The 24,968-nt window shown below is 69.3% G+C and carries 22 protein-coding genes; 10 read left to right on the top strand and 12 right to left on the bottom strand.

The features are described from left to right. The first annotated feature begins 1 nt into the window (after position 1). Positions 2 to 1,384 (top strand): FAD-binding oxidoreductase, encoded by a 1,383-nt coding sequence (locus tag AOK17_RS09825; protein WP_055611977.1) that lies wholly within the window; start codon positions 2 to 4, stop codon positions 1,382 to 1,384. A gap of 10 nt (positions 1,385 to 1,394) precedes the next feature. Here the strand turns inward: AOK17_RS09825 and AOK17_RS09820 are convergent, their stop codons facing one another. The 3 genes from AOK17_RS09820 to AOK17_RS09810 form a co-directional block, all read right to left on the bottom strand. Continuing rightward, positions 1,395 to 2,864 carry an FAD-binding oxidoreductase gene (locus AOK17_RS09820; protein ID WP_055611976.1) on the bottom strand — a complete coding sequence of 490 codons (1,470 nt, stop codon included), beginning with the start codon at positions 2,862 to 2,864 and terminating at the stop codon, positions 1,395 to 1,397. Between the two features lie 256 nt (positions 2,865 to 3,120). Next, the gene (locus AOK17_RS09815) at positions 3,121 to 3,564 is read right to left on the bottom strand and encodes a hypothetical protein (protein ID WP_055611975.1); all 444 of its coding nucleotides are present in this window, start codon (positions 3,562 to 3,564) and stop codon (positions 3,121 to 3,123) included. 168 nt (positions 3,565 to 3,732) lie between these two features. Beyond that, positions 3,733 to 4,185 (bottom strand): Lrp/AsnC family transcriptional regulator, encoded by a 453-nt coding sequence (locus tag AOK17_RS09810; protein ID WP_055611974.1) that lies wholly within the window; start codon positions 4,183 to 4,185, stop codon positions 3,733 to 3,735. 114 nt (positions 4,186 to 4,299) lie between these two features. Here AOK17_RS09810 and AOK17_RS09805 point away from each other — a divergent pair, with 114 nt between their 5' ends. Both AOK17_RS09805 and AOK17_RS09800 read left to right on the top strand, forming a co-directional pair. Next, positions 4,300 to 4,917, top strand: a complete 618-nt coding sequence (locus AOK17_RS09805; RefSeq protein WP_055611973.1) for a LysE family translocator — start codon at positions 4,300 to 4,302, stop codon at positions 4,915 to 4,917. 78 nt (positions 4,918 to 4,995) lie between these two features. Further along, a complete protein-coding gene (locus AOK17_RS09800) occupies positions 4,996 to 5,451 on the top strand; it encodes a PaaI family thioesterase (RefSeq protein WP_055611972.1) in 456 nt (151 codons plus the stop codon). Positions 5,452 to 5,488: 37 nt separating this feature from the next. On the opposite strand, the gene AOK17_RS09795 is transcribed toward AOK17_RS09800, so the two are convergent. Then, positions 5,489 to 6,208, bottom strand: a complete 720-nt coding sequence (locus AOK17_RS09795) for a hypothetical protein (RefSeq protein ID WP_157881295.1) — start codon at positions 6,206 to 6,208, stop codon at positions 5,489 to 5,491. A gap of 148 nt (positions 6,209 to 6,356) precedes the next feature. Here AOK17_RS09795 and AOK17_RS09790 point away from each other — a divergent pair, with 148 nt between their 5' ends. After that, positions 6,357 to 9,209, top strand: coding sequence for an ABC transporter substrate-binding protein (locus AOK17_RS09790; RefSeq protein WP_055611970.1), 2,853 nt, complete (start codon positions 6,357 to 6,359; stop codon positions 9,207 to 9,209). A gap of 38 nt (positions 9,210 to 9,247) precedes the next feature. On the opposite strand, the gene AOK17_RS47720 is transcribed toward AOK17_RS09790, so the two are convergent. After that, positions 9,248 to 10,798 (bottom strand): glycosyltransferase family 39 protein, encoded by a 1,551-nt coding sequence (locus AOK17_RS47720; protein ID WP_079052907.1) that lies wholly within the window; start codon positions 10,796 to 10,798, stop codon positions 9,248 to 9,250. A gap of 128 nt (positions 10,799 to 10,926) precedes the next feature. Here AOK17_RS47720 and AOK17_RS09780 point away from each other — a divergent pair, with 128 nt between their 5' ends. Beyond that, entirely contained in the window at positions 10,927 to 11,607 is a 681-nt protein-coding gene (locus AOK17_RS09780) for a response regulator transcription factor (RefSeq protein WP_055611968.1), read from the top strand. Next, a complete protein-coding gene (locus AOK17_RS09775) occupies positions 11,594 to 13,105 on the top strand; it encodes a sensor histidine kinase (protein WP_055611967.1) in 1,512 nt (503 codons plus the stop codon). Before AOK17_RS09780 ends, AOK17_RS09775 begins: the two co-directional genes overlap by 14 nt. A gap of 72 nt (positions 13,106 to 13,177) precedes the next feature. Here AOK17_RS09775 and AOK17_RS09770 read toward each other — a convergent pair whose 3' ends face one another. Continuing rightward, complete coding sequence (locus AOK17_RS09770) at positions 13,178 to 14,188, bottom strand: GlxA family transcriptional regulator (protein ID WP_245697075.1); 1,011 nt, start codon at positions 14,186 to 14,188, stop codon at positions 13,178 to 13,180. A 190-nt stretch (positions 14,189 to 14,378) separates the two neighbouring features. Between AOK17_RS09770 and AOK17_RS09765 the strand changes: the two genes are divergently transcribed. After that, positions 14,379 to 14,816, top strand: a complete 438-nt coding sequence (locus AOK17_RS09765; protein ID WP_055611965.1) for a Rid family hydrolase — start codon at positions 14,379 to 14,381, stop codon at positions 14,814 to 14,816. Positions 14,817 to 14,856: 40 nt separating this feature from the next. Here the strand turns inward: AOK17_RS09765 and AOK17_RS09760 are convergent, their stop codons facing one another. Then, a complete protein-coding gene (locus AOK17_RS09760) occupies positions 14,857 to 15,540 on the bottom strand; it encodes a response regulator (RefSeq protein ID WP_055611964.1) in 684 nt (227 codons plus the stop codon). Continuing rightward, the gene (locus tag AOK17_RS09755; RefSeq protein ID WP_079052906.1) at positions 15,537 to 18,053 is read right to left on the bottom strand and encodes a sensor histidine kinase; all 2,517 of its coding nucleotides are present in this window, start codon (positions 18,051 to 18,053) and stop codon (positions 15,537 to 15,539) included. The genes AOK17_RS09760 and AOK17_RS09755 overlap by 4 nt, the downstream gene beginning before the upstream one ends. A 330-nt stretch (positions 18,054 to 18,383) precedes the next feature. On the opposite strand from AOK17_RS09755, the gene AOK17_RS09750 reads away from it, so the two are divergent. Together AOK17_RS09750 and AOK17_RS09745 are read left to right on the top strand one after the other, a co-directional pair. Continuing rightward, positions 18,384 to 18,839, top strand: coding sequence for a DUF5707 domain-containing protein (locus AOK17_RS09750; protein WP_055611963.1), 456 nt, complete (start codon positions 18,384 to 18,386; stop codon positions 18,837 to 18,839). Positions 18,840 to 18,998: 159 nt separating this feature from the next. Further along, positions 18,999 to 19,463, top strand: coding sequence for an SRPBCC family protein (locus AOK17_RS09745; RefSeq protein ID WP_055611962.1), 465 nt, complete (start codon positions 18,999 to 19,001; stop codon positions 19,461 to 19,463). Positions 19,464 to 19,520: 57 nt separating this feature from the next. Here the strand turns inward: AOK17_RS09745 and AOK17_RS09740 are convergent, their stop codons facing one another. From AOK17_RS09740 to AOK17_RS09725, 4 genes are all read right to left on the bottom strand, one after another. Next, positions 19,521 to 20,357: a carbohydrate ABC transporter permease gene (locus AOK17_RS09740; RefSeq protein ID WP_055611961.1), complete on the bottom strand. Its 837-nt coding sequence runs from the start codon at positions 20,355 to 20,357 to the stop codon at positions 19,521 to 19,523. Beyond that, positions 20,354 to 21,349: a carbohydrate ABC transporter permease gene (locus AOK17_RS09735; protein ID WP_055611960.1), complete on the bottom strand. Its 996-nt coding sequence runs from the start codon at positions 21,347 to 21,349 to the stop codon at positions 20,354 to 20,356. The genes AOK17_RS09740 and AOK17_RS09735 overlap by 4 nt, the downstream gene beginning before the upstream one ends. Before the next feature lie 2 nt (positions 21,350 to 21,351). Beyond that, entirely contained in the window at positions 21,352 to 22,656 is a 1,305-nt protein-coding gene (locus AOK17_RS09730) for an ABC transporter substrate-binding protein (RefSeq protein ID WP_055611959.1), read from the bottom strand. Between the two features lie 134 nt (positions 22,657 to 22,790). Continuing rightward, positions 22,791 to 24,014: an aminotransferase class V-fold PLP-dependent enzyme gene (locus tag AOK17_RS09725; protein ID WP_055611958.1), complete on the bottom strand. Its 1,224-nt coding sequence runs from the start codon at positions 24,012 to 24,014 to the stop codon at positions 22,791 to 22,793. A 220-nt stretch (positions 24,015 to 24,234) separates the two neighbouring features. On the opposite strand from AOK17_RS09725, the gene AOK17_RS09720 reads away from it, so the two are divergent. Continuing rightward, on the top strand, positions 24,235 to 24,951 hold the full coding sequence (locus AOK17_RS09720; RefSeq protein ID WP_055611957.1) for a FadR/GntR family transcriptional regulator: 717 nt from the start codon (positions 24,235 to 24,237) through the stop codon (positions 24,949 to 24,951). Positions 24,952 to 24,968 lie beyond the last annotated feature (17 nt).

The raw sequence follows: 24,968 nt of genomic DNA, 5'->3' as shown, positions 1-24,968 counted from the left end.
CATGAGCGGAGCCGGCGGGGTCAGCGAAGTGATCGAAGGGGAGATCGTCCGGCGGGGCGACGCCGCCTACGACAGCACCTGGTCGGCCATGCTGTGGAACGGCCTCAAGCCGGAGCGCTTTCCCGACCTCATCGTCCGGGTCGCCTCGGACCGCGATGTCCGGGCGGCCGTCCGGCTGGCCCGCTCCGAGGGGCTCCGGATCGCCATTCGCTCCCATGGGCACAGCTGGTGCGGCTCCCCGCTGCGCGACGGCGGCATGCTCATCGACCTCTCCGCGCTCAACGCCTGCGAGATCGATCCGGCCGCGCGCACCGCGACCGTGCAACCCGCGCTCACCGGCCGCGAGTTCGTCGCCGCCCTCGCCCCGCACGGCCTCACCTTCCCGGCCGGGCACTGTGGGCCCGTCGCCCTGAGCGGCTACCTCCTCAGCGGTGGCCTCGGCTGGAACTCCGGCCTGCACGGTCCGGCTGCCGCCGGCGTGCAAGCGGTCGAGGTGGTGACGGCGGACGGCGACGCCCTCACCTGCAGCCGAAGCGAGAACCCCGACCTCTTCTGGGCCGCGCGCGGTGCGGGACCCGGCTTCTTCGGGGTCGCCACCCGCTTCCATGTGACGCTGCACGACCTTCCGGCGGCGGTCGCCCAGACCACGTACACCTTCCCTCTGACCGAGGTCGAAAGGGTCACCCGCTGGGCCGCCGAAGCAGCTCAGCGTCTCCCGGCGAATGTCGAGGCGTCCTTCATGCTCTCGACCGCCTCCCCTGACATCACGGCGGATTCGCCGAGACCCAAGGTGATCAGCTTCACCGGCGCCGCATTCGCCCGCACGCGCGACGAGGCCGTCCGCTGCCTGGACCCATTGCGTGACTGCCCGTTCGCCGAACGCGCGCTGTTCCAACAGACAGACGAGCCGAAGACGTTCGAGGACCTGTACGGCACGTCCTCCGGCTTCTGGCCCCAAGAGCACCGCAACGCGGTGGACACCCTGTGGTCGGACACCGGGTACGAGACCCTGCTGCCGATCCTCGCCGCCGCGCTCGCCCGGGCCCCCTCCGAGCAGTCGCTCATCCTCGCTCCCCTGTGGCCCGCCTCCCGGGACCGCTCCCTCTCCGAGGACATGGCCTTCTCGGTCCTGGGCGAGACCTATGTCGCCCCCTTCGCGATCTGGGACGACCCGGCGGCGGACAGCGCCAACATCAGCTGGCTCCGGGACACCATGCGTGCCGTAGAGCCGTACGGAACCGGCCACTACATCGCCGAGGCCGACCTCAGCGCCGACGCCTCCCGGGCTCGCAGGTCGTACGCCCCCAAGGACTGGGAGCGGCTACAGGCACTCAAGGACACGTACGACCCCGCGAACGTCTTCCACACCTACCTCACGCCGTAAGGGCCCGGGCTCAGGGCTGTGGACGGCCGACGGCCTGCCGGTAGCGGAACAGTGCGGCGGGGTCGTACCGGCGCTTGACGTCGACCAGGCGGTCGTAGTTGGCGCCGTAGTAGGCGCGCCGCCAGTCGCGCAGATCCGGGTCGGGGAAGTTGACGTAGGCGGCGTCGGTGTTCAGGTGACGGCGCAGCATGTGGTGGGCGGCGCGGGTCTGTTCCAGCAGGCCGCGCACCTGGGAGGGCGGGGCGGCCGGCTTCCAGTGGGTGCCGATGTCGATGACGAAGGCGGCTTCCCGGTGGGGGTAGGCCGTTTCGTCCGGTCGTCGTGTCGCGGTGTCGCCGCCCATGGCGAACAGGGTCACGTAGCCGGTGCTGCGGCCCGGTCCCGGGCGCCAGTTGCGGGTCCAGTCGGCGATGGCCGCCACGGTGTCGGGGCCGGGCCACTGGTCGGGGACGAGGGACTTGGAGGCGTAGGCCTCTTTCGGACCGGGAGTCTCCATCAGGAATTCCTGCGCGGACCAGAAGCCGCGTTCCTCGATGACCGCCTGGAACGGGCGCAGGCGCAGCAGGGGTGCGAACCGGCGGAGCAGTCCGTCCTCGTCGCCCAGCCGCTGCCCGAGCAGCGCGAGCGCGGCCGTGCCGTCGCCGGCGTGCTTGAAGCCGATGCGTACGTCGAAGTCGTTGTCCCGGTCGGTGTCGAGGATGTCCCGCAGCTCCTCCAGCACGTCGACGGCCGCGTGCAGGGGGTAGGTGAGGTGGAAGACGGTGGCGCGCAGCCTGCCCACGGGTACGGCGGCGAAGGTGAACGCGGTGTTGATGCCGAAGTTGCCGCCTGCGCCGCCGCGGCAGGCCCAGAACAGGTCCGGGTTCTCGTCCTCGGCCGCGCGGACGAGGCTGCCGTCGGCCAGTACGAGACGGGTCTCCGTGAGCCGGTCGCAAGTCAGGCCCCACTTGCGGTCGTTGAAGCCGAGGCCGCCGCCGAGAGTCAGGCCCGCCACGCCCACCTCGGGGCAACGGCCGCCGGGGAAGTACAGGTTCGCGGCGCGGGCGGCGTACACGTCGGAGTTGGTGGCGCCCCCGCCGAGCAGCAGCTCATGCCCTCGCGGCACGACCTGCTTCATCGCACGCAGGCTGATCACCAGGCCGGGGGTGGTGGAGTAGCCGGCGTAGTTGTGGCCGCCGGAGCGCGGGGCGAGCGGCACTCCGTGTTTCGCGCACCACCGCACGGCCGTCTGTACGTCGCTCTCCGTCGCGCAGACGAGGACCCCGGCCGGGCGCACGAACGCGTAACGCTGGTTGTCGGCCGTCGCACGGGCCGCGTACTCCGGCTGCCCCGGTCGGTACAGCCGGGCAGCGGGGCTCAGGCCCCTGGCCAGCTCGCGCCATGCGCCGGGCTCCGCTCCCCCGACGAGGGAGGTCCGGCGGGTGGCGGCGAAGGACGGACTGATTCCGCCGCCCAGCGCGATCGCGGCCCCGGCAGCCACGACGGCCCCTCCGGTACGCAGGACATCTCGTCGGCCGGTCTGCACAGGTACGCCCCTTCGCCACTTGGTGTCCGGATGCCAAAGGCGCGGGAGCGCACGCGCTTACGCGCAGGATCCCCGGCCCAGGCAGGGCTCACGATGGAGAAGGACGGGGTGGGGAAAGGGTTCTGACACCCCGGGACAGACAAGCTTCATGCGAACGGGCCACGCACGGTCAGAGCCCGCCCTCTCGGCGGGTCCGTACCCGGGCTGACGGTCAGGCGTCCTCCGGGCGCTCGCCCGGTTCCCACGCCGCGGGGCCCGCTCCGGCGGCTATGCGTCGGTAGGCGGCGCGGGCGTGGACGAGGCGGGCGACCGCTGTGCCGATGAGGGCGGCGGCGAGCAGACAGCTGAGCCAGAACGTGTCGCGGTGTCCGGCCCAGCTGAGGGTGCCCAGGGGCGGGATGGCGAAGGCGTTGAGGAACAGCCAGCACAGCGCGGCCGTTCCGGGGGCGGCGGTGAAGCGGGAACGTCCGCCCAGCACGGCGGCCAGCAGGGACAGCGCCGTCAGCGCAAGTGCCGGCCGGTCGGGGCCGACGAGGGTGTTGAGGGTTGCCACCAGCAACAGGGCACCGCCGAAAGCCGCGGCCCACACCAGTGGGGTGGCGACCGGTCGCGGGACGGGCCTTGCCCCGGCGCTTAGAAACACCCACTCGATCACGCTGACGGTTCCTTCCGGTCCTCCCGGGCGCCGACGGAGATATGCACCGACCGTCCCTTGGCCGTAGCGCGCGGCCCCAGGAGGGGGATTCTCCCACTCGGTCCTGGCCCGCACTCCCGTTGGCCGATTCCGGGCGCTCGCCGGGGACCGGTGTCTCCGAAACCGGTCTCAGGCAGGCAGCGGGCGGTCGTCGACCACGTGCTTCATGACGATGGTTGAGGTCAGGCGCTGGACGCCGGGCAACGTGGCCAGCCGCTGGTCGTACAGCTGCTGAAAAGCCGCCAGGTCAGCGGTGACGACGCGCAGGAGGTAGTCGGGTTCGCCGAAGAGACGCTGGGCCTGCACCACGTGCGGGACCGCGGCGACGGCCTGCTCGAAGGCGGCGACGGTGTCGCGGTCCTCCCAGCGCAGGGTGGCGAAGACCAGGGCCTCGAAGTCCAGGCCGACAGCGGCCGGATCCACGACAGCGCGGTAGCCACGGATCGCGCCGGTCCGTTCGAGGTCACGCAGGCGCCGGTGGCACGGCGAGACGCTCAGCTTCACCCGGGCGGCCAGCTCGGTCACCGTCAGACGGCCGTCCAGCTGCAGCTCGGTAAGAATCTTCCGGTCCAGGTCATCCATAGGAAGGATTGTGCCCCAGAAGCCCGAATCCGGGGAAAATACGGAAACACTTTCGCGCAGATCCCGCCTAACGTTCCCTCCCCTAGGAACGAGTGAGAGAGGGATCGGTTCAGCATGGACGCGGGCACAGTGGCGGCTTTCCTGGCAGTGGATCTTCTGCTGGTGTTCACGCCCGGCGCGGACTGGGCCTACGCGATCACGGCAGGGCTGCGGAACCGGTCGGTCGTCCCCGCGGTGGCCGGACTGGTCGCCGGATACGCCGGATACACCGTGCTCGCCGTGGCCGGCCTGGTGGTGATCGTCGCGAGCTCCGCGACCCTGCTCACGGCACTGACCGTCCTCGGGGCCGCCTATCTGATGTGGCTCGGCCGGGGCGTCCTGGCACGGCCGGCCACACCCGGCGCCTCCACTGAGGTGATGGCCGGCTCCCGTCGGCAGGTCATGCTGAAGGGCGCCGGGATCAGCGGCCTCAACCCCAAGGCACTGCTGCTGTACTTCTCGTTGTTCCCCCAGTTCATCGACCCCGCGGCGGACTGGCCCGTGGCCGCTCAGACCGCTCTGCTGGGCACGCTCCACATGGTCGGCTGCGCCGTCGTCTACCTCACCGTGGGCCTGCTGGCCCGGACCGTGCTGCAGGCCCGACCGGCAGCCGCGCGAGCCGTCACTCGTGCAAGCGGTGCCATGATGATCGCCATCGGCGGGTTCCTCCTCGTGGAACGTCTGGCCGGATGACGGCCCGCCGCCTTCGGCCCCGGGAAACACTCCCGCCTCCCTCAGCCAACCGGCCGGGACACCGACTCAAGGAGCGCAGTGGAACACCAGAGTCAGCAGGAAGAGGCAAGCCCCGAGGTACAGGAACGCATCCGGACGAGCTTCGGACTCCAGGGGCTGATGGGCCATCTCGGTGCGCACATCACGCACATCGCACCGGGCCGCGTACACATCGCTCTCCCGAATCGCCCCGAAGTGACCCAGCAGCACGGCTATTTCCATGCCGGGGCGACGAGCGCCATCGCCGACAGCGCGGGCGGCTACGCGGCGTTCACGCTGTTCCCCGAGAACACGTCGGTACTCACGGTCGAGTACAAGATCAACCTCCTAGCCCCCGCCGTGGGCGATCACATCGAGGCCGTGGGCAAGGTCCTGAAGCCCGGACGGACACTGACCGTGTGCCAGCTGGAGGTGTTCGGCGTCGAGGGTGGCAGTCGGACGCTCGTCGCGACCGGCCAGCAGACGCTGATGTGCGTGAAGAGGTCCGAAGGCTGAGGTCGACTGCACGATCGACGCCTCCCCGCCCGCCTCCTCAGAGTTCCGCGTACGCCCTCGCGCAGTACACCGGCCCACCGCCCAGCCCTGACACGTTCAGGATGGACTCCTCCGTCAGCTGGGTGTCGTCCTTGCGCGGGCAGTTGTTGTCCAGGTCCGGCTGTCCGATGACTTTGACGTCGGGCAACACCTCGCCGTCGCAGGGGACTTCCTCGTACTTGTCACCCGTGTCCGAAGCCTCCAGGCAGTCACCCACACGGATCTCCATGCCGCCCTGGCCCGGTTCGCCGGGGTGCGGGGCCTTGAGGTTGCGTACGCAGGCATAGCCCACACCGGCCACGTACTCGAGGTAGTCGCGCGAGCCCGCGACCTCCCATCCGGGATCGCCGCTGATGCCCAGCACGTCGTCCGTGGAGTCGGAACAGTCGATGTACGTATACACGGTCGTCTTCTTCTCGACGCGCTTGAGGACCTTGCCGATGGCGTCGGGATCGTCGCAGGGCATCTCCACGGCATGGCCCTGCTCGTCACCCCTCGGGGGCCCATAGCAATCGCCCTTGGCCATCAGCACGTTGTCGTCTTTGTCGTAGTACGCCGGCTTGGACGAGCTGCTCGACGGGGTCCCGGTCGTCGCCGGGGTCGACACGGTCGGTGGGGGCGACGATCCACGCGCGTCGTCGTCGCCGTCCGAGCAGCCGGCCACCCACACCAGTACACCCAGCAAGGCGGCAGCTCGTATGACACGCCCGTATCGCATCTCAAGGCCCCCCTGCCTCGGCGTTGCGGCCAGCATGGGACGTCGGCACCGGTCACGCAAGCCCCCGCACCTCACTCGGGAACCACTCAACTCCCCTTGTGCATAGGTACATTGAGACCGCTGATTCCTTGAGCGAGTGGGGGCGGGGATGCGCGACACCGTCTTGGACGGCCGGTACACGCTCACGGAGCGGATCGGTGCGGGCGGTATGGGTGTGGTGTGGCGGGCCAGGGACGCGCGGCTCGAACGCCCGGTCGCCGTCAAGCTGTTGAGCCTGCCACCCGGCACGGCCGGCGCCGAGCGGGAGCGGCTGCTCGCCATGTTCGGGCGGGAGGCGCGGGCCGCTGCCGCACTGGACAGCTCGTACATCGTGCCGGTCTTCGACCACGGGGCGGACGGTGAAGTCCCCTACCTGGTCATGCCGTTGCTCTCGGGCCGGACCGTGGGCGAGTTGCTGGCCGGGGGGCCGCTGCCGCCGGAGCGGGTCGCGGAGCTCGCGGCACAGGTCTGCCGGGCCCTGGCGACCGCGCACCGGGCCGGCATCGTGCACCGCGACATCAAACCGGCGAACGTGATGCTCACGGACGAGGGCACGGTCAAGGTGCTCGACTTCGGCATCGCCAAGTTCCTCGACGCGGCGGCCGGCAGCCGGCTCACCGCGACCACCGACTCCCCCATCGGCACTCTCCCCTACATGGCGCCCGAGCGCTTCACGCGGGGCGCGGACGACGGCCGTACGGACGTGTACGCACTGGGCTGCACGGTGTACGAGATGCTCACCGGCGCACCGCCCTTCGATTCGACGTCGGCGCCCGCGCTGATGCACAGCCATGTGTACGAGACACCGGAGAAGCCGTCGGTACGGCGTCCGGGGCTCGCCCCCGAGTGGGACGAGCTGGTGGGTCGGATGCTGGCGAAGCCGGTCGAGGAGAGGCCGACGGCGGAGGAAGCGCGGGCGGCATTCGAGAGACTGGTCCTGCCCGCGCCGCAAGTCCCTGGCCCAGCCCAACTGGCGGACCACACCCCTCCTTTGGGGCAGGACTCCGCCTCCACCGCACCGGGGAGCCCGGCCCACGTCTCGTCCGAGCCGCAGCACTCCGCATCTGACTCAGCCCCGCAGCAACTCGCCGCGGGCGCCACAACCATCAGCCCCGACCCCACTTCGTACCTGCTCGCGCCGCCGCTCCCGAAGCAGCCGCCCGCTCCCCCGGCCGCTCGTCCGCACGGGCGGCGCGTCATGTGGATCGCGGCCTCCGCGGCGGTCACCGCGCTCGTGGTCGTGTTCTCGGTCGTCCAGCCGTTCGGCGGCGACGACGGCGACGAGGGAAGCGGGAAGAGCGGCCCCGGCGGGCCGAAGGCCGGCACCGGCACGGTGGCCCCGGTGGCGAAGACCCAGACGCTCACGCTCGGCTCCGACGCCGATGCCAAGGGGCCCGCCCCGGCGGTACGGGGCGCCGCCAAGGGCGGCAAGGTCACGGTCCTCGAACCGGGCGGTATCACCACCCTCGACCCGGGCAACATGTGGTCCGGGGCCGACCGGTTGATCTCCCGCCTCGTCTACCGCAGCCTGACCACCCTGGAAACGCTGCCCAACGGCTCCGTCCGCCTCGTCGGGGACCTCGCCGAGGACACCGGCCGGCCATCGCTGGGGGGCCGCGACTGGACGTTCACCCTCAAGCCCGGCCTCACCTACAACGACGGATCGCCCGTACGCGCCCAGGACTTCGCGTTCGCGGTCAAGCGCGCCCTCGACCCCGACAAGTTCCCGATGGGCGACCGCACACTGCGCAGCTTCCTGCTCGGTCCCGAGGACGCGGACGGCATCGGCGGCGAGCACGAGCTGCCGCCGGGCGTCATCGAGACCCCGGACGACCGCACGATCGTCTTCCATCTCGACGGCGCCCACCCCGACTTCAACGTCGTCCTGGCCGGCCCGAACGGCGCACCCGTGCCGGAGCGGGTCGCCGACATCTCCGGCACCTCCACGCTCCTGCCGTCGACGGGTCCGTACCAGGTCGACTCGTTCACCGGCGCCAAGAACCTCACGCTCACCCGCAACCCGAAGTGGCGCGCGGACACGGACCCGGTCCGCACCGCGTACCCCGACCGCTACGAGATCACCGGCTCGCTCACCCTCGACGAGATCAAGTCCCGCATCCGCACGGCCGGTTCGAAGTCGGCGGTGATGACGTTCTCCGGCTCGCTGGACAAGGACGGACTGGGCGCGACGGACGGCGCCAACGGCAGCGGCACGGTCCGGGTGACGTCACCGGCGCCCTACGTCCACGCGTACTCCATCGACACCAAACGCGTACCGAAGCTGAAGGTCCGTCAGGCCATCGCCACCGCGTATCCGGCAGCGGACGTCCTGGCCGCGAGCGGCGAGGACGGCGTCGCCACGCACCACCTCATGCCGCCTGGCATCCCCGGTTCGCGCGACTTCGACCTGTACGGGGCCGGGGCACACGGTGACCCCGCCGCCGCCCGCGCGCTACTCACCGAGGCAGGCGAGACTGACTTCCCCCTCGCCCTCGCCTATGCGACGACAGCCGACGAAGCACGGGCCAAAGCGGTGAAGAAGGCCCTGGACAAGGCCGGTTTCCGGGTGACTCTGAAGAACGTCGACGTCTCCGACATCTACGAGAACGTGGGCGACGGCGCCTACGACCTGGCCCGCCTGCCGATGAACATCAGCGGCCTCCCGCTGGCGTCAGCGTTCCTGCCTGACTCCTTCGACGGCCGCTACACCTACCCGACCACCTCCAACTTCTCCCGGCTCAACAGCACGGCGGTCAACGACGCGATCGACGAGGCCAACGCCACGGCCGACGTGGCGGCAGCGGGCGAGAAGTGGTCCACCGTCGACCGCCGGGTGATGGAGCAGGCGGCGGCCATTCCGGTGTACGTGCCTGTGCGCACGTTCCTGTACAGCTCCAGGTTGAAGGGGGTCCAGGTGGACCTGGACGGGCTGTCGCCGCTCAACGCGTATGTGACCAAGTGACAGTCACGTAGGTGGTGGCCCAGCGCGGCCGTCGGCTCCTACGGCACCACGAGTTCAGCCTCAGTAGCCGTTGCGCGGGGCTTGTAAATAATGACTCGCGCCCCGTTGATTCGTATGGTGCGGCCCTTGGTGAAATATTCTGCCAGAACCCTCTTCTTCATCATCTCCGTCCCGCTACTTTCGACCCGATGACCTACGGGTTCCGTCACTACGAGAATCCGTGGGCTGCTGCGCATGCGTGCGCGAATCTGAGGGGATGGCAATTCGGTGCCGTAAAGGTCGTGCGAGGCTGCCGGGGTGAGCTCCTGGGCAATGTCGAACATGCCTCTGCTTACCGAAGGGTAGGCCAGCGACCATGCGCGCCTCTTCACGGACAGGTAGAGGATTCCATCGCCAGGAGCGTATTCCCTGGACAGGGTTATCGCCAGATCGGTGACATTGTCCGAGCGGCTTTCCGGTGCCCGCAGCCTGAGGGACTCCGGTACGAGCAGCGCGATTGCCAACGCGACAACAATCAGTGTCGCCACTCGCAGGTTGCGCCCTAGTTCAGGCACGCGATCCAGCACCGCCCCCAGAAGGAGCGCCAGGCCGACGAGACCGTAGAGCACGTACCTCTCCACATACAGAGGCTTGTAAAGAGAAATCAGCATGAGAAGCGCAGTGGGCAATATGAACAGAGGCAGGGCGATCACCCGTAGGCTGACAGGCACTTCAGGGGAAACTTTGCCGGCGTTCCCTGACGAAGCGAGGCAGGACAGCAGTATCGCGAATGAAACCAGTACCGCGAAGCGCTGGTACTCGCTACCGGTGACACCGTCGATCCATGCGACTTGCCCGGATTGCGCCATTCCAAGAGCCGCTAGGGGCGCGACTCCTGCCGCAACCAGCAGTGCGGTGCACACCCAAGGGCGCCGTGCACAAGCCGGCAGGGCGAAGGCATGTGCTATCAGGGCAAAGGCAGCGAACTGATGCAGAATGCACGCTGCCAGCATGAGGGCACCATAGGCGATCCACGGCACCATCGAGCTCCTACGCCCAGTAATTTCCGGGGCTCGACAGCCAAGTACCGCCCTCACAAGAAGATATGTGGCCCAGACCACAAGTGCGCAGACCAGCGAGTACGAGCGCCCCTCCTGCGAATATCTTTGAACATCTGGGAGTACGGCGAAGGAAAGGCCTGCCAGTATTCCAGCACGCGTCCCTGACAATCGAACCCCGAGCGCCGTTACTCCTGCCGTGGCCAGCGCACCGGCGAGAACAGAGGGAAGGCGCAGCACCAGGAGGTCGGTCCCGAACAGGCCAAACAGCCCATGCATGAGAAAGTAATAGGCTCCATGCACGGCGTCTATGTTTCCCAACGTCTGCCACAGGTCCGGCAGGCTACGGGATGCCAATTCGAGAGTCACAGCCTCGTCATGCCACAGGGTCTCATCTCTGCGAATTCCCCATACACCGAGAAGGGCGGACAGGGAAACAGGCAAGAGTAAAGGAGTAAGGAATCTTCGGCGTGAGAGTGAGGGAACTGTCCGAGAGTGCTCCTGAGGAGCGATTTCTGTATCGTCAATAATGTCGAAATCGGCAATGGACATCGGCGGCAGGGCCTTTCAGCAGTGGCGAAAAGACTCCGCCAGCGTGCCCGGACCTCGTTGACCGGAGGCTGACCCAACCTGACCGGCCGATCAGGAAGGCGGGCCGGCGCTGTGCGAGGCTGCACCGCATGCGCATCCTGGTGGTCGAAGACGAGGTGGACCTTGCCCACACCCTGCACACCGGTCTGACCGCCGAGGGCTACAGCGTCGACCTCGCCCGTGACGGCCGGCAGGGACTGTGGATGGCCCGGACCGGCGAATACGCCCTTGTCGTACTGGACTTGATGCTGCCCGGACTCAACGGCTACAAGGTCTGCGCCCAGTTGCGCCGGGAGGGCAACGCGACGCCCATCCTGGTACTCACCGCCAAGGACGGGGAATGGGACCAGGCGGAGGCCCTGGACACAGGGGCCGATGACTACCTGGCCAAACCCTTCTCCTACGTGGTGCTCGTCGCACGGCTGCGGGCCCTGGTCAGACGCGCCGCCACGGTCGCCCCGCCCGTCCTTGCCGTGGGCGACCTCTCGTTGGATGTCGCCGGCCGGGTCTGCCGCCGGGCAGGAGCCCGAGTGGAACTCACACCCCGGGAGTTCGCCGTGCTGGAACTGCTGGCCCGCCGGGCGGGCCAGGCGGTCTCCAAAGCGGATCTCCTCTATCACGCGTGGCCCGACGAAGCCCTGGATCCCAACCTGGTCGAGGCGCGCGTCAGCGCACTGCGCAAGAAGGTGGACGCCGCGTTCCAACGGCAGTCACTGCAGACCGTGCGGGGTACCGGCTACCGACTGGTGGACGACCGTGAACGCGACTGAGCCGCACCGCCGTTGGTGGCCACGTTCGGTACGGGCCCGCACGGCCCTGGCCGCCGCATCAGCCGCCGCCGTCATCCTGGTGAGCATCGGCTGGTGGGTACACCGCGACGTCTACCGCGAGAGCACGCAGATCGCCGAAGGGCAGGCGCAGGCACAGCTCTTGGCTCTCGTCGATCAACTGGAGGAGGGTGTGGTTCCCGTTCGCCGGAGCACTGTGCCGTACGAGGTCGTCGCGACCGACCGCCGCGCCGCTGTCGCCTACGGCGGGGGCATGGAGGAGTTCGATCCCGGCACCCGCCATGTGCTGCCCGCCCCGCCGAAGGCCGAGTTGCCCGCCCCACCGGATGACGGGGCGGCCTGGGGCTATACGACCCGTCCCATGCGCATACCGGCGCGCCACGACTCCGAGCCCGGGGACCGGTTCGGCAAGGACGGCGGGACCTACCTGGTCATGTACGACGATGTCAGGGCCGATGAACTGAGCAGCGACAGAGTCGCCGCTCTGGGTGTCGCCGCCGACGCCCAACTGCGGGTCTATGTGGTGGTGCTCCCGCACGCGGCCGAGGACATCGCCGGGGCAATCACCGAGGCCACCGACCGCCGACTGCTGCGGGCCGGGCTCGTCAGCCTCGTACTGATCGCCGCCGTCGCCTACTTCGCCGTCCGCATCGCGCTGCGGCCGGTCGAAGCCATTCGCGTCCTCACCGCCTCGGTCACCGCGAACGACCCCCGCGAACGCGTCACCGTCCCCGCCGCGGGACACGAGATCTCCGCCCTGGCCACCACCATCAACACCACCCTCCAACGCCTCGACAACGCCGCCGCCCAGCAACGCCGCTTCGTCGCGGACGCAGCCCACGAACTGCGCAGCCCCCTCACCACACTGCTGGCCAGCCTGGAAGTCGCGCTCGCCTACCCGGAACGAACCGACTGGCCCGCCGCGGCCACCACCGCCGCACGACAGACCCGCCGCCTCCAGGCCCTCACCGAAGACCTGCTGCTCCTCGCCCGCCTCGACACCCGCAGCCCCATGGCCGGCCCCGAAACCGTCGACATGACAGCCCTCGCCTGCCGGCTGACCGAGCAATACCCCCTCAACGAACGCCCGTTGACCCTCACCTGCGACAGCACCGCCCCGGCCCCCGCACACGGGAACCCCGACGAGTGCGAACGGCTCCTGCGCAACCTCATCGACAACGCCGCCCGCCATGCCGCACACCGCATCCAGATCACCGTCCGGAACCAGGACGCCTGGGTCGTCCTCACGGTGCACGACGACGGACCGGGGGTGCCCGCCGAGGACGCCGAGCGCATCTTCGAACGCTTCGTCCGGCTCGACGACGCCCGCTCCCGCGACCAAGGCGGCACCGGCCTGGGCCTCGCCATCGCCCGCGACCTGGCCCACCGTCACCGAGGCACCCTCACCCTCACTCCCCAGACCCTCGGAGCCTGCTTCGAGCTACGCCTCCCCCAAGCCCCCACCCCGGCCGAGAAATGACGCACCTCTCCACGGGAGACGCGTGGCACGGCGCGCGCCGAATTTCGGGTGGGTCCTCACGAAGGATCGAGGCTAGAGACGTACCGTCGGCGGCGACACCGAGTCGTTGTCCGAACTGCTCGGGCCGTGCGACTTCCGGTAGGCGGTCGGGGTCAATCCCACCTCTCGTCGGAAGATGTTCCGGAAGTTCGCGGCCGTGCCGAACCCCGTCGCTCCGGCGATCCTCTCCACGGACCAGTCGGAGGATTCGAGGAGTCGGCGCGCGCCGAGGATCCTCTGCCTGGCGACCCAGTGCATGGGTGGGATACCTGTCTCGCGCACGAAGTGCCGGATGAAGGTCCTCCGCGAGAGCCGGCTGTGGTCCGCCATCCGTTGCACGGTGATCGAAGATCCAATGTTTTCGATCACCCATTCCCGGGTCGCCTGAAGTCCGGCGCGAGGAGGGGACGGAACGTCCATGTACTGCGGCTCGTTCGCACTGCGGGCGGCGGAGGAGACGACCTCCTTCGTCACATCGTCGGCGACTGTTGTTCCGAACTCGCTTTGGATGACATGGAGACATGCGTCGATTCCCGAGCCCGCACCCGCGGACGTGAGAATCGCCCCGTCCTCGACGAACAATCGGTTCTCGGCGACGTCGACTTCGGGATAGGTCGTCCGGAGTTGGTCGGTGTACTGCCAGTGCGTCGTGGCCGTCTTCCCATCGAGCATCCCGCTGGCCGCGAGCGCAAAAACGCCCGTGCAGACGGCGACCATTCGGGCGCCCCGCTCGCCTGCGAGCTGCACCGCCTTCAAATAGCCCTCCGGGATGGGGCGACTCGGGTTCTCATAACCCGGAACCACGACGATATCGGCGTACTCCACATCTGAGAGCGAGTGGGTCGGCCTGATGTCCGCCGCCACATCGACGCCCGATGGCCGGTCGCTCGCATCGTCCACCGCGTCGAGATTCTGGTCGCCGCACACGAGGACTCGATAGCCCGGGTGCCTGCCAAACACATGCGCCGGGATGCTGACATCCAGTGAATACGCTCGCGGCATCGCAAGGATCGCGACAATGGTCCGGTCGTCTCTGGATCGCAATTGCGCCCCCTGGTCTCTGTCGCCCCCTACCGCCCACGCGCCCTTCTCCAGGCTAACTCACGGGCGCTGTATCGGACCTGACCTGCGGTTTCGGCACGATCCTTGCTGAAAGTGGCACGGCTGCATCTGTTCCACGCCAATCCGGCCTCATACCGTTGCTGGGGAACTCACGCTTGACGATCGGAGCGATATGAGCAGGGCAGATGCAGATCAGGTAGAGAGCTTCGGAGTCCCTTGGGAAGAAAGCTATGGGTACGTTCAAGCGGTCAGGCGCGGCGATACCATTTACCTCTCCGGCCAGGTGGCACACGACGGGACGGAACTCGTCGCCCCCGCTCCGGTGAACGAGGACGGACTCGTCACTGATTTCGCCAACATGGGCGATCAGTTGCGCCAGTGCTATGCCAACGCGGCAGAATTGCTGAAGCGCTTCGACGCATCGCTGGACGACGTCGTCGACGAAGTCATCTACGTGGTCGATGCCGACGCGGGTGACGCTGCGGCGGGACCGGTGCGCAAGGAAGCCTACGGACGGCCGGACCCCCAGGTGGCAAGCACCATGATCGGCACCCCTCGACTGGCGTTCCCCGAGCTACTGGTCGAGGTCAAACTCGTCGCCCGAGTCTGACAGGCCGGTCGGGTCGTGAGGCGTGCGTGCCAGTGGGCAGTCACAGGTGGGCGCCCGGCGGGTTAGGGCGGGCGAGGCCGAGGTCGTACGCGAGGATCGTGACCTGTACGCGGTCACGCAGCCCGAGTTTGCGCAGCAGCGCGTTCACGTGGGACTTCACGGTGCCGACGGTGATGCCCAACTCCCCGGCGATCTCAGAGTTGTTGAGCCCGGACGCGACCAGGGTGAGGACGTTGCGTTGGCTGCCGGTGAGGCTGTCCAGCTCGCGGGGGCCGGTGTCGGCCCGGATCCCGGCGCCCGCTCCGGACGAGTAGTGGCCGATGAGCCGCCGGGTCGCGGACGGGGCGAGCACGCTCTCGCCCGCGGCCACCACCCGTATGCCCTGCAGCAGTTCGGCGGGGTGCACGTCCTTGAGGAGGAAACCGGAGGCACCCGCGCGCAGCGCGTCGAAGACGTACGAGTCGAGGTCGAAGGTGGTCAACACCAGGACGCGGGGCGCGTCCTGGCGGCCGGTGATGATCCGGGTGGCGGCGATGCCGTCCAGTACGGGCATCCGGACGTCCATGACGACCACGTCGGGCGCCAGTTCTTCGGCGAGGCGTACCGCGGCGGCGCCGTCGGCGGCCTCACCCACGACCGTCATGTCCTCCTCGGCGTCGATCATGGCGGCGAACCCCGCCCGTACGACGCCCTGGTCGTCGACGACCAGCACCCTGAGACTCATCGCTCCCCCTCTTCGTGGCCTTGTTCATCGTGGCATTGTTCTTCGTGGCCTTGTTCTTCGTGCTTCTGTTCTTCGGGGTTCTGCTCTTCGCGGCCCCGCTCTTCGTCTCCCTGATCCGGAACGAGTGGCAGCCGGAGTCGGACCGTGTCCGGCGCATCGGTGGTCAGGGTGCCGCCCAGCGCCGCGACCCGCGCCAACAGCCGCTCCCGTACCGCGGGGCGGGCGGCACGGGGCACTCCGGTGGCCGTGAGCGTCAACGTACCTTCGTCCGCGTCGAGTTCGAGCATCGCGGGCTCGTCCCCGCCGGCCGCCAGCACCATCTCGGCGGCATGGTAGGCGGCCAGGTCCACGGCGGTGGGCAGTCGCTCGGGTACGCGGTCGGTCAGCCGTATCTCGACGTCGCGGCCGGTGGCCCGGCTCTGGTGGGCGAGCAGGTCGAGGGCTTGGAGGGTGGGCTGCGGCCGTAGATCGGGCTCCGTCTCACCTTCCCGGACCGTGTCGAGGAGGGCGCGCATCGCGGCCAGGGCCTCGCGGGCGCGTTCGGCGGTCGTGTCGAGGCGGCCCGCCTCCGCCTCCGCGACCATCCCGGCGGTGCGCGCCAGCACGGTGGTCTCCAGCCCGGCGGCGATCCGGCGACGCTCGGCCCACGCGTCCCGGACGGCCTCCTCGGTCCAGGTGGCCAGGCGTTCGTCCTGTGTGCCACGGGCGGTCCGGTCGCGCCGACCACGCAGGGTTCCGGCCAGGCGGGCGGCGCCGACCGCCAGGGACGCCCCGGCCGTCGCCGACGCGGCGACCACCCAGGCGGGGATCGTCGTGCCCCGGTCCAGGACGGCGGCCGTCGCCGCCACCGCGTGCACCGCCACGGCCGCGACCGGGAGAACCGGCAGGGCGTGGAGACGTGCGCGCCGGCGGTTTTCGGCAGGGGACGGACCTGCGGCGGGGCGTGTCTCGTCCGAGGCAGCGGCAGCCGTACGGGTCGCGTCCGCGGCCAGCGCCGCGCAGGTGGCGAGCATGCTCAGCACCGGCGGCAGGAGGACCGGGCCGGTGTACTCGCCCGTGGCCATCGCGAGCGGCCAGAGCAGGGCCAGACCGAACAGCACGCCCTGGGCGGCGCGGGGCGCCCGGCGCAGCCACAGCAGCGCGACCGCCTGTGCCGCGGCCAGCAACGCGAAGAGGACCCCCGCGGACACGTGCGAACTGCTCGACGTGGTCGACGTACGGATGACCAGCACCGGGAGCAGCGGCTGTACGCACAGGCCGACGGCGGCGGTCACCTGCGCCAGGCGGTAGCTCCACCCGGCGGACCGCTCCACCGGGGCGGCGGTCCGGCCGGGCAGAACCGCGCGCACCTCCCAACCGCCGTCCGCCGTCGGGCCGCTGGTCAGTGTGCCGCCCGCCTCCCGTGCCCGGGACCGCAGGAAGCCCTGGCCGCGCCCGCCGCCGAGGCCCGCGCCGTGTGCCGCCGAACCGGCCGGCGGTGCCGCACTCGTGACCACGACGTCCGTGCGCGTGTCGCCGTACCGGCACAGCACCCTCGTCTGCGCACCGGGGGCGTGCCGGGCCACGTTGGTCAGCGCCTCGCGCACGATTCCGTACGCCGCGTCCGCCACGGCGCCGTCCGGCAGGGGGTCGATCTCGCAGTCGACCTCCTGGTCCAGCCGACGGAAGCCCGCGGCCAGAGCCCGCAGCCGTTCCTCCGGCGACGGGAGGTCCTCCCGCGTGGGCGCCGGTGCCCGCACCGCGCCGAGCGCCCGGGTGACCTCGCGGCCGGTCTCGGCCGCGAACTCCAGTGCCTCGTCGGCCATTTCGGGGCGCCGGTCGCGCAGCCCGAGCGCCGCCCCGGCCGTGACCACCACGGCCGTCAGATGGTGGGCGCTGACGTCGTGCAACTCCCTTTCCATACGGCGCCGTTCGACTGCCGGAAGGCGGTGCCGCTCGGTCTCGGCCCGCTTCAGCAGTTGTTCGGCCGTTCGCCGGGCGCGACGGGCCCTGCGTACGAGGAGACCGGCGCCGCACGCGACCACGTACAGCAGAGCCGTCAGGACGAGGTCGAGTCCGTTCCGGTCGCTGAGGCCGTGCAGGGTGAGGCCGTACAGCAACTGCCAGACGGCGAGCGTCACCAGGCACAACACGGCGGTGAAGGTGTCGCGTTCGGTCGCCACGGTGAACAGGGCCAGCGCGACACCCGCGGTTCCGAGCACCGCCATCGCTCCGGTGGGCAGCGGACCGGCACCCGCCGCACAAACGGCGGCGACCACGACGAGGGCGACGACCGGGCGGGTACGGCGGAGCGCGAGGGCGGCGGTCACCAGTCCGGCGACCAGGGCCGCCACGAGTAGGGCGGACGAGGGCGGGACGGAGCCGCGCATCAGGTCCGCGCCCGGCCACACCGCGGCCTGGGCGCAGATCAGCAGGACCGGGAGCAGCCGGTCGTCGGTGCCGATGCCGGTGCCGTCGGTGCCGGTACCGCCGCGGTTGGTGTCGGAGTCGGTGTCGGTGTCAGTTCGATTCATGGCGGATCAAGGCTATGGCCGCAGGTGAGCGGCCCGGCTCCGGCTGGAGGCGGATTTCGTTCTCTTACCTGGGTTACAGAGGCGGCGGCGCCGGGATGACGGACGGCCGGTGGACTGCCCGGAGGCTTTTCTCTATCTCCGGTTCGAGACGGCAATCATCCCGCAGCGCGAGGACCGCGCACTGCCTCGCGCCATAGGCTCGATCCCATCGAGAAGGCGATCGACCAGCGGTTCACTTCCTTTCCTCGAACCGCCATTACGTGCATCGCTTTCCGTGCCTTTCCGCAGGTGAATAACATCTGCTCCGAAACGAATTCAGGGGGATCTTCCATGTCCAAGCGCATTCTCGTGTCGTCGCTCATCGGTGTTTTCGTCGTAGGCGGAATTACCGCCGGTGGCTTCGCCGTTGCCTCGGCCTCCGCCGCCACCGAGCCGACCGTGGAGAACGGCTCGGCACGCTACGTGGCTCCGTCCGACAGCGGCGCCGGCGAGCTCACCTTCACCGCGGACGTGAGTGACGACTCGGGCATCTCAAGCCTCAAGGTCCTTGCGTGGCCCGCGAGTTCGAAGCTCGACCCGACCGAGGCGGACCTGCGGTCCGTGGACAGCGCCACGTGCACGAGCACCACGGACGAGACGTCCCGCTGCACCTACACACTGCGGGTCACGAAGGAGGAGGCGGCCGAACTGGACCGGGGCACCTGGTACGTCTCGGCGCTCGCGGCGGCCAAGGACGGGGACACGACGTTCGTGTCCAACGCCGCGTCCTTCGACGTCACCCGCTGACCCACCACCGGCATCACTCGCTGACCCACCACCGCGGCCGGGCGCCCCAGGAGGCGCCCGGCCGTCGGGTCGGTAGCTGAGAGCGGGGCGAGGGTGAGCCGCAGGGCCCCGCATGCGGTCATCAGGCCGTTGTCCGACCCTGGTGCTTTCATGGAAACCATGACCAGCAGAAGTGTCGTCGTCGAGCGGCGCATCGCCGCGGCCCAGGGACCGGTGTGGGAGGCCATCACCGACCTGGCCGGGATGCAGCACGTCCTCAGCAGCGTCTCGAAGGTCGAGGTCCTCACGGAGGGCGCCTTCGGCATCGGTACGCGGTGGCGGGAGACGCGGCGCATGTTCGGCAAGGACGCCACCGAGGAGATGTGGGTGACGGCCAGCGAGCCACCCGAGCGGTATGTGGTGGAGGCCGAGTCCCACGGCTCGCACTACATCTCGGAGTGGGCGCTGCGAGCCGACGGACCGGTGACGACGACGGTCCGCATGACGTTCTCGGCCGTTGCGACCGGTGGCGTCGCGGGCGTGCTGGCCAAGATCATGGGCCGCCTGGGCGCGCGGGCGGTCAGCAAAGCCATCGCCAAGGACCTCGACGACATCGCCGCGGCGCTTGAGGGCCGCAGCGGCTGAGCCGCACGCGGCCCTGTGCCCGCGCCCATTCTCCGGGACAGTCCCTCAGGCCTTCGCCTATCCCTTCACCGCTCCGGCGGTGAGCCCCTGGACGATGTGACGGCTGGCGAAGGCGAACAGCACCATCGTGGGCAGGATGGTGAGGACCGCTGCCGCGGACATGGATCCCCAGTCGATGTTGAAGCTGGAGATGAAGCCGTTCAGGGCCGTGGGGACGGTCTTGTTGCTGTCGCTGTTCATCAGCGTCACCGACAGGAACAGCTCGTTCCAGCAGTTGACGAAGTTGAAGATGAACGCGGCCACGATCCCGGGGCGCATCACCGGCAGCAGTACCCGGAACAGCGCTCCGAACCGGGACAGGCCGTCGATCATGGCGGCCTCCTCCAGCGCGTCCGGGATGTTCTCGAAGAAGCCGCGGAGCATCACCGTGCAGAAAGGGATGCACACGGCGACGTACACGAGGATGAGCCCGAGCCTGTTGTCGACCAGGTTGAGGTCGGTCATGAGCAGGTAGAGCGGCCCCAGCGCGATGAAGGTCGGGATCATCTGGGTGACCAGCGCGGCCATCAGCAGGGCGGACTTGGTGCGGAACTCGAAGCGGGCCAGCACGTAGGCCGACAGCATCGAGATCGCGGTGGCCACCGCGCCCGCCACGAACGCGACGATGAGGCTGTTGGTGAGGTAGACGCCGAAGTCGGCCTTGCCGAAGAGCCCGCTGTAGTTCTCCAGCGAGAAGTGCTCGGGCCAGTAGGCGATCGGGAAGGCGAAGATGTCGCCGGGCGCCTTCAGGGACGTGATGGTGATCCAGTACAGCGGGAAGACGGTGAAGACCAGCCACAGTCCCAGGAAGGTGAACTTGGTGGCCCGGCCCGCCGTGGACTCCTTGCCTATCACGGCTTCACCTCTCGCTTCTCGCGCGTGGCCAGGAGGAAGAAGACCGCGAACACCAGCAGCGTGGCGACGACGATGAGCCCTAGCGCGGAGGCCCTGCCGTAGTCGCCCTGCTGGGTGATCTTGATCATCCAGGTGGTCACGATGTGCGTCTCGTTGTTCGGCCCGCCGCCGGTCATCCCGAAGATCAGGTCGGGGAAGTTGAAGATCCAGATGATGCGCAGGAGCACGGTCAGCGCGAGCGTGACCCGGATGTACGGAATGGTGATCTGGAAGAGGGTGCGTACCTTGCCCGCACCGTCGAGTGCCGCCGCCTCGTACAGCTCCTCGGGGATGGACTGCAGCGCGGCCAGGATCATGATGGTGAAGAAGGTGACGCCGTACCAGATGTTGGCGACCACGACGGCGAACATCGCGGTCTGCGGGTCGGCCAGCCAGGCGACCGGCTCGTCGATCAACCCGGCTTTCTGCAGCAGGTCGTTGACGACGCCGAACTCGCTGTTGAACATCCAGCGGAACAGGATGCCGATGAGGAAGCCGGAGATCGCCCAGGGGAAGAAGATCAGCGCCTGGTAGAGGCCCCGGAAGCGGAACTTCCTGCGCAGCCACAGGGCGAGGGCGAAGCCGATCACCAGCTGGGGCACGATCGAACCGAACACCCAGATCCCGGTGTTGGAAAGCACGGTGCCCCAGGCGGGGTCGGCGAAGACGTCGCGGAAGTTCTTCAGGCCCACCCAGGAGGTGTCGGTCAGGTCCGTCAGCTTCCAGTTGCGGAAGGCCATCTGGCTGCCGGCGATCATCGGGTAGTACGTGAAGACCGCCACGAAGACCGCGGCCGGTGCCATGAAGGCGGCGATCAGGAAGCCGCGCCGGGCGGTGAACTCCGGCTTGCGGCGGCCTCGTTGCGTGCCGCGGCCGGGCGGGGTGCCCCCGGTTCCGGAGGGCCCCGCCGACGCCGTTTTCGTCGTTTCCGTCGTGTCGGACGCGGTGGGCATGGTCAGTTCTCCTGCTGCCGCTTCTCGGTCCAGTACGCGTCCCAGCCGTCAAGCAGCTTCTCGGGAGTCGTCTTGCCCAGCACCATCTTCTGGATGTCCGCGTCGGCCTTCTGCTGCCACTCCGCCCACCAGGCGACACCGCGCGGCTGGCTGACGTTGAGGTACGTGTCCGGGTTCTCCGTCATGGTGACGTAGCTGGACCAGGGGCCGGTCTTGTAGAAGGGGTCCTCGGTCGCCGACTTGAGGATCGGCACCAGGCTGTTCTTCTTGGTGAAGGCCGTCGACGCCTTGCCCTCGGAGAGGAACTCGACCAGTTTGACGGCCTCTGCCTTGTGCTTGCTGCCGTCCGCGATCCCCCAGCCGGCGGTGGCGAGCGGCTGTACGGTCTTGCCGCTGGGCCCCGCCACCAGCGGAGCGGTGTCCCACTGGTCCTTCGCGATCGACTTGGACTCCGAGACGGTGGCGATGACTTCCGGGTCCTGCAGCAGGAAGGCCGTGGAGCCGTTGGAGAAGCCCTCGACCATCTCCGGATAGCCCCAGGAGACCGACGACTTGGGGGACGCCTCCTTGAAGAGCTTGAGGTAGGTCTTCATCGCGTCGACGGCCTCGGGCGCGGCGAAGATCGTGCTGCCGTCCTTCACCTTGAAGCCGTCGGCGGGGTCGATCTTGTCGGCGACGTACGCCTCGATGACGGCGGTGGCGTTGCCGTTGGCGTTGGCCCCGCCGCGGAACGCGTACCCGTACCGGCGCTTGGCCGGATCGTGGATGGCGGAGGCCTGTTCGAGGAGTTCGTCCCAGGTGGCCGGGGGCTTGTCGAAGCCGGCCTCCTTTATCAGGTCGGTGCGGTAGAAGACGCTCAGACCGTAGAAGCCGTACGGGACGAAGTACGTCTTGCCGTTGGCGGTCTCGGAGGCCTTGACGGCGTTCTCCGTCATCGCCTCCCAGCCCTTCCAGGGCTTGAGGTCCTTCTTCATGTCGTAGAGCCAGCCGTTGTTCGACCACGGGCCCACGGTGGTGTCCCGTACTTCGAGGGTGTCCACACCGCTGCCGGACTGGAGCATCTGCTGGATCTTCTGGTCCGCCTGCTCGGTGGGCGGCGAGATCAGATTGACCTTGATCTTGGAGTTCTGCTGCTCGAAGTCCGCTATCAGGCCCTTCAGCAGGTCCGTGCGGGCGGGGTTCGTCAGGCTCTCGACCATGTTGAGGGTGACTGTTCCGTCGGCTTCTCCGCCGCTCATGGCGGAACAGCCGGTGAGGACCATGGTGGCGGCTGTGCCGAGGGCGAGAGCTGCCGTCCTTCTACTCATCGTGCCGACCTCTTCCTTGATACGTGCGCGCTGGCTGCTGCTTCGGGGGCTGGGGGCCGTGGTGTGTGGGGGCCCTGGTGCGTGGGCCGTGGTGTCGGGGAATCGCGGTGTCGCGCCGTCGACGCGTCGGGCTGTCAGTGGGCCGCGCGGGCCCATTCGCCGATGACGGGGACGCAGTCCTCGGCGAAGTACTCGTAGTCGGCGGCGGTGTTGTAGACGTGTGCGGACAGCCGCATGTAGCCGATGCCGTCGAAGCTGGTGAAGGCCGCCTCCACGCCCAGTTCCCGGGCGGCCCGGTCACGCAGCGCGTCCGCCTCGATCCGGCTGCCGGCCAGCCCCTCGGGCAGCCGGACCAGCCGCATCCCGGGAACCGGCATGCCAACGTCGACGACGCCGGGGACGGCGCCCAGTTCGGCGAAGGCGGCTCCGACGAGGCGCTCGGCATAGCCGGCCAGGTCGTCCATGTACTGGCGTGCGGTGTCCCAGCCCCAGGTCCGGTCGACGAAGTCCAGTGCCGTCGACGCGGCGAGGTAGCCGGTAACGTCCACCGTGCCCTGCTGGTCGAAGCGATCGGGATAGGGGTCGGGGGCGCCCCACGAGTCGATCAGCGGATAGAGGTTCTCGCGCCGCTCGCCGCGGGCGACCAGTGCGGCGGTGCCGCGCGGCGCGCAGCCCCACTTGTGCAGGTTGCCGACCCAGAAGTCGCACGTCAGGCCGTCGAGCGGGGCGGCGATCAGGCCGGGGGCGTGCGCGGCGTCCACGAGCAGGGGGATCCCGAGCCGCGCGGCCTCCGCACCGATCCGCTCGACCGGCATCCGGCGGGCGGTCGCCGAGGTGATCTGGTCGACGACGATGAGATCCGTGGCGTCGTCGACCTCCGCCATCACGGCCTCGTACGCCTGCTCCTCGTCCGCATCCAGCGGCACCCGGGCGGTGCGGACCTCGCCGCCCCAGCGCCTGGCCAGCCGTTCGCCGCCCATGGTCACGGCTCCGTAGCCGTGGTCGGTGACGACGATCGCGCCGCCGCGACGGCGCGGGAGAGCGTTGAGTACGACGCTGACTCCGGCGCTCGCGTTGGGCACGAGGGCGAGGTCGTCGGGGGTGGCCCCCAGGAAGGCGGCGAGGTCGACCCGGGCGTCGGCGATCTTCTGCGGCAGCGCGGGGAACCACACCACCGGGGAGCTGTCCATCTCGGCCCTGAGTTCGTTCTGCCGCTCCTGCGCCACCAGCGGTACCGCCCCGAACGAACCGTGGTTCAGGTGCTTCATGACGGGGTCCAGCGACCACGCCCGGGCGGCGGGCCGGCCGTCCGCCAGCAGCAGGGGACGCGGGGCGGTGGTGACCTCGGTCTCGCTCACATCACTCCACATCTACCGAACCCGAGTGCCGCCAGACATCAGAGGATGACGGCGACACGTATGATGACTCGGCATCCTGGCAGTCGTTTTCCGGCCTCGCAAGGGTCGTGCAGCGAAAGTCATCAGATGACTCCCGGCCGATACATCCGAGACATCAGATGACTGACTACAGTGCCCGAGGGTCTCGGTGGTGCCGCCGGCCCGTCAGGGGAGGAATCGGATGTCCGCAGTCGACAAGGCGTTCCACGGTCTGCGTCACATGATCGCGACGGGGCGTCTGGGCCCGGGAGACCGCATCCCGCCCGAGGCCGAGCTCGGCGAGGAACTGGGCGTTTCGCGGGGTCCGCTGCGTGAGGCCGTACGGATGCTCGCGGCGCTCGGGGTGGTGGAGCCGCGGCACGGTTCGGGCACGTATGTCTCCCAGCTCCGCCCCGAGGACGTCATCGGGAGCCTCTCCCTGACCCTTGAACTCCTGCCGCTGTCGGGCCTGTTGGAGGTCTACGAGATCCGGCGGGTGCTGGAGGCACACGTCGCCGCCAAGGCCGCCGCGCGTCGGACCCCCGAGACGGTGAAGACGCTCTACTCGCTCATCGAGTCCATGGAGGCGACCGAGGACCCCACCGAGGCCTCGGAGCTCGACCACCGTTTCCACGCCGAGGTGGCGCGGGCCGCCGAGAACCCCACGCTCGCCTCCCTGCTCGCGGTCTTCCGCGCCCGCTCCCGCAAGTACCAGGTCTTCACCCTCCCCGAGGGCCCGGAGATGCGGCGCAAGAGCGACGCGGACCACCGGGTCCTCGCCACGGCGATCGCCGACCGCGACCCGGGCGCCGCCGCCGGCGCGGCCGAGGCGCACGTCGCCCAGACGGAACGGTGGCTGCGGGCCTTCATGCCACCGGTGGAGGAGACCGACGGCGGCCCGGAGGACGCCCCGAGCTGACGTCACCCGTTCTCGGA

Origin of the sequence: Streptomyces phaeochromogenes, from assembly GCF_001418655.1 — a bacterium.
Lineage (GTDB): Bacteria > Actinomycetota > Actinomycetes > Streptomycetales > Streptomycetaceae > Streptomyces > Streptomyces phaeochromogenes.
The sequence above is the reverse complement of the archived record's forward strand: the minus strand, read 5'-3'. Positions and strand labels throughout refer to the sequence as shown.

Coding starts and splice junctions, on each gene's coding strand:
- AOK17_RS09825 (WP_055611977.1), top strand. CDS start 2: ATGAGCGGAGCCGGCGGGGTCAGCGAAGTGATCGAAGGGGAGATCGTC.
- AOK17_RS09810 (WP_055611974.1), bottom strand. CDS start 4,185: ATGGATGACCTGGACCGGAAGATTCTTACCGAGCTGCAGCTGGACGGC.
- AOK17_RS09805 (WP_055611973.1), top strand. CDS start 4,300: ATGGACGCGGGCACAGTGGCGGCTTTCCTGGCAGTGGATCTTCTGCTG.
- AOK17_RS09795 (WP_157881295.1), bottom strand. CDS start 6,208: ATGCGATACGGGCGTGTCATACGAGCTGCCGCCTTGCTGGGTGTACTG.
- AOK17_RS09790 (WP_055611970.1), top strand. CDS start 6,357: ATGCGCGACACCGTCTTGGACGGCCGGTACACGCTCACGGAGCGGATC.
- AOK17_RS47720 (WP_079052907.1), bottom strand. CDS start 10,798: ATGTCCATTGCCGATTTCGACATTATTGACGATACAGAAATCGCTCCT.
- AOK17_RS09780 (WP_055611968.1), top strand. CDS start 10,927: ATGCGCATCCTGGTGGTCGAAGACGAGGTGGACCTTGCCCACACCCTG.
- AOK17_RS09765 (WP_055611965.1), top strand. CDS start 14,379: ATGAGCAGGGCAGATGCAGATCAGGTAGAGAGCTTCGGAGTCCCTTGG.
- AOK17_RS09760 (WP_055611964.1), bottom strand. CDS start 15,540: ATGAGTCTCAGGGTGCTGGTCGTCGACGACCAGGGCGTCGTACGGGCG.
- AOK17_RS09755 (WP_079052906.1), bottom strand. CDS start 18,053: ATGAATCGAACTGACACCGACACCGACTCCGACACCAACCGCGGCGGT.
- AOK17_RS09750 (WP_055611963.1), top strand. CDS start 18,384: ATGTCCAAGCGCATTCTCGTGTCGTCGCTCATCGGTGTTTTCGTCGTA.
- AOK17_RS09745 (WP_055611962.1), top strand. CDS start 18,999: ATGACCAGCAGAAGTGTCGTCGTCGAGCGGCGCATCGCCGCGGCCCAG.
- AOK17_RS09735 (WP_055611960.1), bottom strand. CDS start 21,349: ATGCCCACCGCGTCCGACACGACGGAAACGACGAAAACGGCGTCGGCG.
- AOK17_RS09730 (WP_055611959.1), bottom strand. CDS start 22,656: ATGAGTAGAAGGACGGCAGCTCTCGCCCTCGGCACAGCCGCCACCATG.
- AOK17_RS09720 (WP_055611957.1), top strand. CDS start 24,235: ATGTCCGCAGTCGACAAGGCGTTCCACGGTCTGCGTCACATGATCGCG.